Genomic DNA, 11,101 nt, shown 5'->3' with positions numbered 1-11,101 from the left:
TGTGGGAGCGGGCTTGCTCGCGAAGGCGGTGGGTCTGTTGATGGATTTGGTGGCTGATACACCGCATTCGCGAGCAAGCCCGCTCCCACAGGTGGTTCTCCATTTGGTCTGGGAGAACGCAATCTGCTCTAGAAAAAACAGCGCCTTTGATCCAACCATTCAGGTCGGCTACCAGGCCGCCGTGCTCTTGCTTTTGATTTTGATCTGAGGCGCCCCGTTAACCACGATGGCCGCACGCAGGCTTCCGGGCGTTTGCCAAAAGTGACCCGCTGTAAGAGCGGAACCAACTTCAGCCGTTACCGCAGCAACGGATATGTACACAACCAAGCCCCCTACCGCACCCTATCCTCCCGCCCCCGCAACACCCGATCCGGCATCGCAACAGCCGCCGCCAACCCCAACAACGACACCCCCGCACTCACCATCAACAAATGCCGAAACGTCACCGCCAACTCCCCACGCAACGCATCCTGCGCCAGCCCCGGCGCCGCATTCAACCCATCCAGCAACACATTCCCGGAACTCCCCTCACCCGCCAACGCCCCACTCGCCAAATGCGCAAAACTCGAATCCTGCAACAACGCCAACAACAACGCCGACATCGAAGCCACCCCCACCGCCCCACCCAGCGAACGAAACAAATTAGTGGTGCTGGTGGCCACCCCGATATCCCGCTGCTCCACCGAATTCTGCGTCCCAACCAATGAAGTAGGAAACTGCATCCCCGCCGCAATCCCGCACAACAGCATAAACACCGCCGTCATCCCCACATCCTGAGGCGCGCTGAACGCCATGCCCAAAATCGCAAACGGACTCAACAATGCCCCACCCAGAATCATCGGCTTATACCGCCCCGTCACCGACGTCATGCGCCCCGCGCAATAAGCCCCCACCGGCAGCCCAAACGCCAACGGCAGCAAATGCAACGCCGCACTGTCAGCGCCAGAACCCGTCACCGTCTGATACCGCAACGGCATCAACACCGTCAGCGAAATCGCCTGAAAACTGGTAAAGAAAATCGTGCACCAACACAGCACCGCGCTGCGGTTGGCAAATAAATGCATCGGCAGCAAAGGCTCCGGCGCACGGCGTTCGTGCCACACAAATACACTCAACGCCACCAGCGCACAGGCCAGCAGCCCCAGCACCTGTTGATCACGCCAGTGATGCCCCTGGCCAATCTCGGTAATGCCCAGCAGCAATGCGGTCAAACCGATGATCATCAGCAACGTGCCAAGGTAATCGATGATCGGCTTGCGCTGCGGCACCGGCAGCCCCACCAGCGTGCGATGGGCCACGTACCAGGCGCCCACGCCCAGCGGCAGGTTGATCAGGAACACCCAGCGCCACGACAGGTACTCGGTCATGTAACCGCCCAACACCGGCCCGGCCACGCTGGCCACTGCGTACATGCTGCTGAAATAGCCCTGATAACGCCCGCGTTCACGGGGCGGGATGATGTCGCCGATGATCGCCTGGCTTACCGAGATCATCCCGCCGGCACCGATGCCCTGGAGGATCCGCGCCAGCACCAACTGCTCCATGCTTTGCGCCATGCCGCAAAACAGTGAGGCCACGGTAAACAGGCCCATGCCGATCAGCATCATCGGGCGCCGCCCATACAGGTCGCCGAGCTTGCCGTAGATCGGCACCGCCACCGTCATCGCCACCATGTAACCGGCGATCACCCAGGCCAGCAGGTTGACGTCGTGGAACTGCGCAGAAATGGCCGGCATCGACACCGCGACGATGGTCTGGTCGAGGGCGCCAAGAAAGATCGCCAGCATCAGCGCGACAAGCACACTGCGTATGGCGGGAACAGGTTGAGTGGGCTGATTCAGGTGAGTCACGGCAGAACCTTCGAGCAGGGCCCGCGAGAGCGAAAAAGCCCGCGGGAATGCTCAACATCTTACTCGATAGCAGGCTATTCGATAGCCTCGTAAGGAAGCCCGACGTAATTTTCTGCGATGGTCTTGCGACCAGCTTCAGAGCTGATGAAATACGCCAGCTCGCTCTCGGCAATGCGCTGGCTGAAACCATCCGCCTCGGGAAACTCGTGCAGCATCGAGGTCATCCACCAGGAAAACCGCTCGGCCTTCCACACACGGCGCAGGCAGATAGCAGAGTACTTTTCCAACAGGTCCACGCGCCCTTCGCGGTACACCTTGAGCAGGATCCGATACAGCGTGCTCACGTCACTGGCCGCCAGGTTCAGGCCCTTGGCGCCGGTGGGCGGCACGATGTGCGCCGCGTCGCCCAGCAGAAACAGGCGCCCGTACTGCATCGGCTCCACAACGAAACTGCGCAGCGGCGCGATGCTTTTCTCGATCGACGGGCCGGTGACCAGCTTCTCGGCCAGCTCCAGCGGCAGTCGGGTTTTCAGTTCGTCCCAGAAACGCGCGTCCGACCAGTCATCCAGCGGCTCTTCCACCGGCACTTGCAGGTAATAGCGGCTGCGGGTCGGCGAACGCATGCTGCACAGAGCAAAACCGCGCGGGTGCTTGGCGTACACCAGTTCGGCGTGCACCGGCGGCGTGTCCGCGAGGAGGCCGAGCCAGCCGAACGGGTAAACCCGCTCAAACACCTTTAAGGACTCAGCCGGGATCGACTGGCGCGCCACACCGTGGAAACCGTCGCAACCGGCAATGTAGTCGCACTCCAGCCGAACGCGTTCGCCCTGATGCTCGAAGGTCAGCCAGGGCTGGTCGGTTTTCATGCCGTGGGGCTGCACATTGCACACTTCATACAACGTAGTAGCGCCCGCCGCTTCCCGTGCGGCCATCAGGTCGCGGGTAACTTCGGTCTGGCCGTAGACCATCACCGACTGGCCGCCGGTCAGCGCTTTCAGGTCGATCGGGGTGAGCTGGCCGTTCAGCGCCAGTTCAAAACCGCTGTGCACCAGGCCTTCGGCATCCATGCGCGTGCTGACGCCCGCCTCGCGCAACAGGTCGACCATGCCTTGCTCGAGCACCCCGGCTCGAATGCGGCCCGCCACGTAATCGGCGCGTTGGCGCTCAACGATCAGGGTCTGGATGCCGGCGTTATGCAGCAATTGGCCGAGCAGCAATCCCGAAGGACCGGCGCCGATGATGGCGACTTGGGTTTTCAGCGTTTTCATTATTTTTATCGCCCGCAAGCTTCACCGAACGGATTTGGTGAAAGAGTTATCATTGGAACTAGTTGCTGGCATTTTTCACTTGAGTGGCCGGCATAAGAAGGTGAAAACTGAGACAAAGCCTGCGCTTTTCGCCAATCGGGGCGATTACCGAACCACTATCCTGAGTATCGGATTGAAACCATGACCAAAACTGCCAGTTCCGCGATTCCGGTGTTCAAGCTATACGGGGAGAGCCAGCATTGGCCGACTCCGGATTTGCTGCACTGCGAGACCATCTCCCGACGGAGTCGGGAGTACCAGTGGGAAATTCAGCCCCACCGGCACGCGGATCTGTGCCAGTTGTTGTACGTGCACAAAGGCCATGCGCAACTGGAGATTGAAGGCCAGCGCACCACGCTCAATGAAGCCACCTTGCAGGTGCTGCCGCCGTTATGCGTGCACGGTTTTCGGTTTTCCGAGGACGTTGAAGGCTACGTGGTGACCCTGGCGGCGCCGCTGGTCAGCCATTTGCAGGCGCAACTCGGCGCAGCGCTTGACGGTTTGCAGTCCCTGGGCAACTACCCGGCTGGCACGGACAGTGACTACCTCAACGCGCAGTTCGCCCGCCTGCAGGACGAATACGCGGATGAACAACCGGCGCGAGACATGATGATGCACGCGCTGGTCAGCGTGCTGCTGGTGTGGATCAGCCGTCAGGCGATCCAGCGTCGCCACCCGCGCGCGCCACGGGGCCGGGAATATTTCCGGCGGTTTACCCAGTTGGTCGAGCAGCATTACCGCGAGCACCCAAAAATTGAAGATTTGGCCCACAAGCTGGGCATCTCGGTCTCACACCTGAATGGGACATGTCGGGAATTGGGCGGCCAGCCCGCGCTGCAGATCATGCATGACCGCCAGTTGCTGGAAGCCAAGCGCCTGCTGACCTACACCAGCATGACCATCAATGAGATGTCGGAAGTGCTGGGGTTTTCCGACCCGACGAATTTCTCACGGCTGTTCCGCCGACGGGTCGGGTTCTCACCCAAAGCCTTTCGCGAGCAGTTGAAAGCGGAACAGTCGGTTACCTGAGCGCGCTGAAACTGCCGGTACGCGGTATGCATTGGTCTTGATGGCAGCTGATTGCAAAGGCTGCCGGTTGCATGCGCGTTTGTTCAACGCGATAGGCGGCAGTCCCGTACACCGCTGTCGCCAGGGCGCACAGGGTGAAAATCATCAGGTACTTTCTAATTTTTAGAGTCATGGCAGCGACCTCCGAACAGACCTTGACGGGCCTGTTTAAAGCATAGGTCACTCAGGGCGAGTTGCCATTATTGGACGCCATTCAACACATTTATGTCGGTTTTAAAGACAGCCCGTTCAAGGGCTGGGTTTCAAGGACTCAAATCTCAAAGGCCGATGTCCCACGCCGGTTCTTCCGGAAACCTGAGCACCAGGAAATCCAGCAGGCTGCGCAGCGCCAACGGCATGTGCTTGCGCGAGGCGTACACGGCGTAGACATTCATTTGCTGCGGCTCAGCCTGGGGCAGCAAACGGATCAATTCGCCGCTGCGGATATAGTCCCCGGCCTGATAACTGGGGAGCCGCGCCACCCCCGCTCCCGCCAGCGTCACCCGCAGCAAGGTCGTCGCCTCGTTGGCGGTGATATTGCCCTGCACCGCCACCGACGTCGGCTCGCCGTTCTCGGTGAAATGCCACAGGCTTTTGCCGAAGTAGGAGTGCGTCAGGCAATTGTGCTCTGCCAACTCGTGCACGTGTCGGGGTTGCGGGTGCTCGCGCAGGTACGCCGGCGACGCGCAGATCACCGAGCGGCACAACGTGAGCTTGCGTGCGATCAGGTTGGGGTCCAGCTCGAAACTGGTGCGGATGGCCAGGTCGATGCGCTCATCCACCAGGTTCACGGTGCGGTCGAGCATCTGCATATCGATACTGACCAGCGGGTTGAGCTTGACGTACTCGGCCACCGCATCGGCTAACTGCGCCTGGCCGAACGAACTGCTCACACTCAGGCGAACCTGGCCGCGCGGGGCTTCATCCGGCTCGGTGACGGCAGCCTGCATGTCAGTGCACAACTCGAGCATTTGCCGGCAACGCGGCAGCATCTCACTGCCAGCAGCGGTAAGGCTGAGCTTGCGCGTGGTGCGGTGCATCAGGCGCGCGCCTACCCAGTCCTCAAGTTCGGCCAGGTAACGCGACACCACCGGCCGCGACAGGTCCAGATGATCGGCGGCGGCGGACTGGCTGCCCAGGTCCACGACGCTGACAAAAACACGCATTGCTTGAAGACGGTCCATGATTTGCCCGGTTTTAGAAACAAACTATGTTCAAGCATGGCATTTTTTGTGACGTTTAGTGCAACTAAGCTCTGTGCACTACTTACCCCTGCTGGAGCTGCACATGACCTCGACCCTTAAACGGCTTGCCACCGCGATGGCCGCTCTGGCCTTCGCCGCCCATGCGGCGGCTGCCGACCTGACGCTGGACGTCTACAACCCAGGCGAAGCCGCCGTGTTCCCCGTAACCTCGGTACTGGTCAGCGGCGCAAAAGACGCGATCCTGGTGGACGCGCAATTCGGTAAAGGCCAGGCCGAGCAGCTTGTGCAGAAGATTCGCGCCAGCGGCAAGCACCTCACCACGATTTACATCAGCCATGGCGACCCGGATTACTACTTCGGCCTCGACACCCTGGCCGCCGCGTTCCCCGACGCCAAGGTGGTCGCACCACAGCCGGTGGTGGATCACATCAAGGCCACCGTTGAGCAAAAACTCGCGTTCTGGGGCCCGAAAATGGACGCCGACAAACCCGCGAAAGTCATCGTTCCGAGTGTGCTCGAAGGTCACAGCCTGACCCTCGAAGGCAAAAAACTGGAAATCATCGGCCTCGACGGCGCGCAGCCCGACCGCACCTTCGTGTGGATCCCGTCGATCAAGGCAGTGGTCGGCGGCGTGGTCGTCGCGCAAAACATTCATGTGTGGATGGCCGACACCCAAACGCCGAAGTCCCATGCCGATTGGTTGGCCACCCTCAACCGCATTGAAGGCCTGAAACCGCGCAGCGTAATTCCGGGCCATTACCTGGGCGCACCGACCGTGCAATCGGTGGCGTTTACTGCGAGCTACATCAAGGCGTTCGACGAAGAGACCGCCAAGGCCAAGGATTCCGCCGCCCTGATCGCAGCCATGAAAAAACGTTACCCGAACCTCGCCGACGAGAGCAGCCTGGAATTGGGTGCCAAAGTCGCCAAGGGCGAAATGAAGTGGTGAAAGGTTTTTGAACCCCTGACCTGACTGGAGAACGACATGAGCAAGATCGCAATCATTGGTGCCACCGGCCGTGCCGGTAGCCAACTGCTGGAAGAAGCGCTGCGTCGTGGGCATAGCGTTACCGCCATCGCGCGTAATACCGACACACTGGCTGCGCGCCCTGGCGTCACCGTCAAACAAGTCGATGCGCTGGATGCCGAGGCCTTGCAACAAGCCGTCAGCGGCAGCGATGTGGTGATCAGTGCGGCGCACTTTGCTACCTTGCCTGCCAACGCGGTCATCGGCCCGGTGACAAAGGCCGGGGTGAAACGCCTGCTGGTGGTGGGCGGTGCCGGTTCGTTGTTGCTGCCGGATGGCAGCCGTGTCATCGACAGCCCGGGCTTCCCGGCGGAATACAAGACTGAAGCCAGTGCGGGTGCGGAATTTCTCGATACGCTGCGTCAGGAGAAGGTTCTGGATTGGACCTTTCTGTCGCCGTCGGCAGAGTTTGTCGAGACCGAACGCACCGGTAAATTCCGCCTGGGCCGGGATGAGTTGCTGGTGAGTGCTGAAGGCCGTAGCTGGATCAGCTTTGCTGATTTTGCGATTGCGTTGATCGATGAAGTGGAAACACCGAAGCACTCCCGCCAACGCTTCACCGTCGGCTACTGACACAACCGGTCAACCCTGTGTAAGGGGACTTATGTGGGAGCTGGCTTGCCTGCGATAGCATCACCACGGTGTAACTCATACACCGAGGTGCCTGCATCGCAGGCAAGCCAGCTCCCACACCCCCGCTCCAGCCACATTGTCAGGGTTGTACCTGGCTGACCAACCAGGTCATCAATTCTTCAAGCCCGGCCGAAGGCCGCGCCCCCGGCGGATGCACCAGGTAATAGCCCATCCCCGTCGGCACCCGCAGTTCAAACGGGGTCGCCAACCTGCCCGCCTTCAAGTCCTCGCCAATCAGCGCACTGTCGCCAATTGCCACCCCATTGCCTTGCGACGCCACGGTCATCGCCAGGTCCAGCGTTTCAAAATGATGCCCCTGCCCCAGATTGCTCAGTTGCGTCTTCGCCACTTTTAGCCATAACGCCCAATCGCGTTCATCCCGCGTGGGGTGCAGCAGCACGTGTGTCTGCAAATCTGCAGGCGTGTGCAAACCACTGAGCAGCCCCGGCGCGCAGACGGGTGTGAGTTGCTCATCAAACAGGTGCCGTGCCTCGGCGGACTGCTCGCCGATGGGCGCGTAGATCACCGCCGCATCGAATTGCTCGCGACGAAAGTCCACGGTGTAGGCCATGGTGGTGGTCAGTTCCACCGGCACGTCCGGGCGCTCCTTTTGCCATTGCATCAACCGTGGCAGCAACCAGCGCATGACACAGGTGGAGGCCTTGAGCTGCAGGGTTTCGCGGCGGCTGCCGATCTGTTCCACAGCATCGCCGATCAGGCCAAACACCTGCTGCGCGCGCAGTGACCATTCACGGCCCTCTTCGGTCAGGCTCAAACCGCGTGCCTGGCGCTGAAACAACGCGTAACCCAAATGGCTTTCCAGCCCGGCGATCTGCCGGCTCACCGCACCCTGGGTGATATGCAGTTGCTCGGCCGCGCGGGTGAAATTGCAGCACTGGGCGGTGACCCAGAAGGTGTGCAACGCGGGCAACGGAGGAAGGCGTTTCATCGGGTTCAGCCATGACGTGAGGACATGGCTAGTATGACTTTTTATCGATTGTTGGCGCCACGGGCAAGCCGGTCCAATACCGCCTCTTATCGATAACAAGAGCGACCTCTCATGGCGACCTGCGGCGAAGTATTGGTCAACCTTCTGGAACGCTACGGCGTGGACCAGGTGTTCGGCATCCCCGGCGTGCACACCGTGGAGCTGTATCGCGGCCTGGCCCGCTCCGGCATCCGCCACGTCACCCCGCGACACGAACAGGGCGCGGGGTTTATGGCCGACGGCTATGCGCGCACCAGCGGCAAGCCAGGGGTGTGTTTCATCATCACCGGCCCCGGCATGACCAATATCACCACCGCCATGGGCCAGGCCTATGCAGACTCGATCCCGATGCTGGTGATTTCCAGCGTGCAATCACGCAGCCAATTGGGCGGCGGTCGCGGCAAGTTGCACGAGCTGCCAAACCAGGGCGCGATGATCGCGGGCGTGGCGGCGTTCTCCCACACCTTGATGTCGGCGGCTGAATTGCCGGGCGTATTGGCGCGGGCGTTCGCCGTGTTTCAGGCAGGACGACCGCGCCCGGTGCACATCGAGATCCCGCTGGATGTACTGGTGGAAAACGCCGACGCACTGCTCGACAGCCAGCCGGTCAGCGTGGCGCGAGCAGGTGCAGCTCCGGCGGCGGTCAAGCAGATGAGCCAGTTGCTGGCGGCGGCAAAACGCCCGTTGATTTTGGCCGGTGGTGGCGCAATCGATGCCGCGCCTGCGTTGACCCGCCTCGCCGAAACCCTCGGCGCGCCGGTCGCGCTGACCATCAATGCCAAGGGCATGCTGCCCTGCGCCCACCCGCTGCTGATCGGTTCGACTCAAACCCTGATTGCCACCCGTGCCCTGGTCGCCGAAGCCGATGTGGTGCTGGCCATCGGCACGGAGCTGGCGGAAACCGACTACGACGTGACCTTCGCCGGTGGCTTCGAGATCCCCGGCGCCCTGCTGCGCATCGACATCGACCCCGACCAGACCGTGCGCAATTACCCGCCACACGTGGCGCTGGTGGCTGATGCACAGATCGCCGCAGAAGCCCTGCTGAACGCGCTGACAGGCACGCCGTTGCCAGCGCGCGACCCACACTGGGGCGCCGAGCGCGTCGCAAGGCTGTGGGCCGAATTGACGCCGACCTGGGACGCCGCGACCCGCGCGCAAACCCTGTTCCTCAACACCCTCCTGGAGGAATTGCCCGGCGCCGTGCTGGTGGGCGACTCCACCCAACCGGTTTACAGCGGCAACCTGACCCTGAACCTCGACCACCCTCGCCGCTGGTTCAACTCGTCCACCGGCTACGGCACCCTGGGTTACGCCTTGCCCGCTGCCATCGGCGCGTGGCTGGGGCGTGGCGACGGGCAACCGGTGGTGTGCCTGATCGGCGACGGCGGGTTGCAATTCACCCTGCCGGAACTGGCCAGCGCTGTGGAGGCACGTGTGCCGGTCATCGTGTTGCTGTGGAATAACCAGGGCTACGAAGAAATCAAAAAATACATGGTCAACCGCGCCATCGAACCGGTCGGCGTGGACATCTACACCCCGGACTTTATCGGCGTGGCCAAGGCACTCGGCTGCGCCGCCGAAAGCATTCAGGGCATCGCGCAATTACGCACTGCATTGCACGCCGCCGCTGATCGCCAGGGGCCGACGCTGATTGAAATCAACCAAGGGCTCTGGATGAAAGAGAGGGCGGTGTGAGCGCAATGTTGAACGATCAGCGGCCCGCATTTTTTAAATAGCCCCTGCGACTTTCTGATTTGCCCCACCGCCCCCGCCCATGGCCTGATCCGCGCTTGTTCACTCAAGGCACGACCATGCAAACCCTTCACGCAAAACCCACCACCGCCGTTTGGCTAATGATCAGCGTCGTACTGGTCGCCCTTAACCTGCGCCCGTCGATGGCGGCGGTTGGCCCGCTGTTGTCGTCGATTCGTGGCGAGGTAGCGCTGAGTTTCAGCAGCGCCGCCTTGCTGACCATGTTGCCGGTCATGGCCATGGGGTTGGCGATGTTCTTTGGCATGGGCCTGGCCAAGCGCGTGGGCGAGCATCGCAGCATTGTGCTGTCGCTGGTGGTGATTGGTGCGGCAACGTTGTCGCGGGTGTTTCTGGATTCAGCCCTGGCATTGATCGTCAGCGCCGTCGTGGCCGGTGTGGGCATCGCGATGATCCAGGCGGTGCTGCCAGCGCTGATCAAATCGCGGTTCAGTGCCAACGTTTCGCTGTTTATGGGCGTGTACGTCACCGCCATCATGGGCGGTGCGGCGCTGGCAGCGTCGTTGTCCCCTTTCGTGCAAGTGCACACCGGCAGTTGGCGCGTCGGGCTGGCGATCTGGGCGGTGCTGGCGGCATTGGCCCTGGTGGTCTGGTACGCGCAGCGTTCAGTATTGCCGCCGTTGCCACAAGCCGCCGCCGGCCCGCAGGAATCGTTTTTCGGCAATCGCCGCGCCTGGCTGCTGGCGATCTTTTTCGGCCTTGGCACCGCGTCTTACACCTGTGTGCTGGCGTGGCTGGCACCCTACTACGTGGAGCAAGGCTGGAGCGAGCAGGACGCCGGGTTGCTGCTGGGCTTTTTGACGGCAATGGAAGTGGTGTCGGGGCTGATAACACCCGCCATCGCTAACCGTCGCAAGGATAAACGCGGCGTAGTCGCCGTGTTGCTGGTGCTGATTATCTTGGGTTTCTGCGGCTTGATTTTGAGCCCCCAACACCTGAGCCTGCTGTGGCCCTGTTTGCTGGGCCTCGGTATCGGCGGCCTGTTTCCAATGAGCCTGATCCTGTCTCTCGACCACGTGGACAACCCGCGTCGCGCTGGCGGCTTGACCGCATTTGTGCAAGGTATCGGCTACCTGATTGCTGGCCTCTCGCCACTTGTTGCCGGGATGATTCGCGATCATTTGGGCAGTTTCGAATGGGCCTGGTGGTCGCTCACGGCGGTAGTCGCAGTGATGCTGCTGATCGTCACGCGCTTCAATCCAAAACATTACGCCCGACACATCCGCTAACGTCGTGTTGCCAACACTATT

Annotated in this window: 10 protein-coding genes and 1 pseudogene; 6 read left to right on the top strand and 5 right to left on the bottom strand. The window is 61.5% G+C overall.

What is annotated here, in order from left to right:
• Window positions 1-208: pseudogene (locus tag ACP7A2_RS11485) on the top strand (hypothetical protein); the annotation flags it as partial.
• 124 nt (window positions 209-332) lie between these two features.
• On the opposite strand, the gene ACP7A2_RS11480 reads toward ACP7A2_RS11485, so the two are convergent.
• Window positions 333-1,850, bottom strand: coding sequence for an MDR family MFS transporter (locus tag ACP7A2_RS11480; RefSeq protein WP_426134292.1), 1,518 nt, complete (start codon window positions 1,848-1,850; stop codon window positions 333-335).
• Window positions 1,851-1,924: 74 nt separating this feature from the next.
• Window positions 1,925-3,109, bottom strand: coding sequence for a 4-hydroxybenzoate 3-monooxygenase (gene pobA, locus ACP7A2_RS11475; RefSeq protein WP_426134297.1), 1,185 nt, complete (start codon window positions 3,107-3,109; stop codon window positions 1,925-1,927).
• 189 nt (window positions 3,110-3,298) lie between these two features.
• Between pobA and ACP7A2_RS11470 the strand changes: the two genes are divergently transcribed.
• A complete protein-coding gene (locus ACP7A2_RS11470) occupies window positions 3,299-4,186 on the top strand; it encodes a helix-turn-helix domain-containing protein (protein ID WP_375067808.1) in 888 nt (295 codons plus the stop codon).
• On the opposite strand, the gene ACP7A2_RS11465 is transcribed toward ACP7A2_RS11470, so the two are convergent.
• Together ACP7A2_RS11465 and ACP7A2_RS11460 are read right to left on the bottom strand one after the other, a co-directional pair.
• Window positions 4,179-4,358: a hypothetical protein gene (locus ACP7A2_RS11465; RefSeq protein WP_375067809.1), complete on the bottom strand. Its 180-nt coding sequence runs from the start codon at window positions 4,356-4,358 to the stop codon at window positions 4,179-4,181. The genes ACP7A2_RS11470 and ACP7A2_RS11465 overlap by 8 nt on opposite strands.
• 145 nt (window positions 4,359-4,503) lie before the next feature.
• Window positions 4,504-5,409, bottom strand: a complete 906-nt coding sequence (locus ACP7A2_RS11460; RefSeq protein WP_426134291.1) for a LysR family transcriptional regulator — start codon at window positions 5,407-5,409, stop codon at window positions 4,504-4,506.
• 103 nt (window positions 5,410-5,512) lie between these two features.
• On the opposite strand from ACP7A2_RS11460, the gene ACP7A2_RS11455 reads away from it, so the two are divergent.
• Together ACP7A2_RS11455 and ACP7A2_RS11450 are read left to right on the top strand one after the other, a co-directional pair.
• Complete coding sequence (locus ACP7A2_RS11455) at window positions 5,513-6,379, top strand: MBL fold metallo-hydrolase (protein WP_426134290.1); 867 nt, start codon at window positions 5,513-5,515, stop codon at window positions 6,377-6,379.
• Window positions 6,380-6,415: 36 nt separating this feature from the next.
• Window positions 6,416-7,030 carry an NAD(P)-dependent oxidoreductase gene (locus ACP7A2_RS11450; protein ID WP_426134289.1) on the top strand — a complete coding sequence of 205 codons (615 nt, stop codon included), beginning with the start codon at window positions 6,416-6,418 and terminating at the stop codon, window positions 7,028-7,030.
• Between the two features lie 139 nt (window positions 7,031-7,169).
• Here the strand turns inward: ACP7A2_RS11450 and ACP7A2_RS11445 are convergent, their stop codons facing one another.
• Window positions 7,170-8,039 carry a LysR substrate-binding domain-containing protein gene (locus ACP7A2_RS11445; RefSeq protein WP_426134288.1) on the bottom strand — a complete coding sequence of 290 codons (870 nt, stop codon included), beginning with the start codon at window positions 8,037-8,039 and terminating at the stop codon, window positions 7,170-7,172.
• A gap of 111 nt (window positions 8,040-8,150) precedes the next feature.
• Between ACP7A2_RS11445 and ACP7A2_RS11440 the strand changes: the two genes are divergently transcribed.
• Window positions 8,151-9,776 carry a 5-guanidino-2-oxopentanoate decarboxylase gene (locus ACP7A2_RS11440; RefSeq protein ID WP_426134287.1) on the top strand — a complete coding sequence of 542 codons (1,626 nt, stop codon included), beginning with the start codon at window positions 8,151-8,153 and terminating at the stop codon, window positions 9,774-9,776.
• A gap of 116 nt (window positions 9,777-9,892) precedes the next feature.
• Window positions 9,893-11,080 carry a cyanate transporter gene (locus ACP7A2_RS11435; protein WP_426134286.1) on the top strand — a complete coding sequence of 396 codons (1,188 nt, stop codon included), beginning with the start codon at window positions 9,893-9,895 and terminating at the stop codon, window positions 11,078-11,080.
• Window positions 11,081-11,101: the final 21 nt, after the last annotated feature.

It is taken from the genome of Pseudomonas sp. PWP3-1b2, from assembly GCF_049896045.1.
Taxonomy (GTDB): domain Bacteria; phylum Pseudomonadota; class Gammaproteobacteria; order Pseudomonadales; family Pseudomonadaceae; genus Aquipseudomonas; species Aquipseudomonas antarctica_B.
This window is presented reverse-complemented; position numbering and strand designations above follow the sequence as displayed.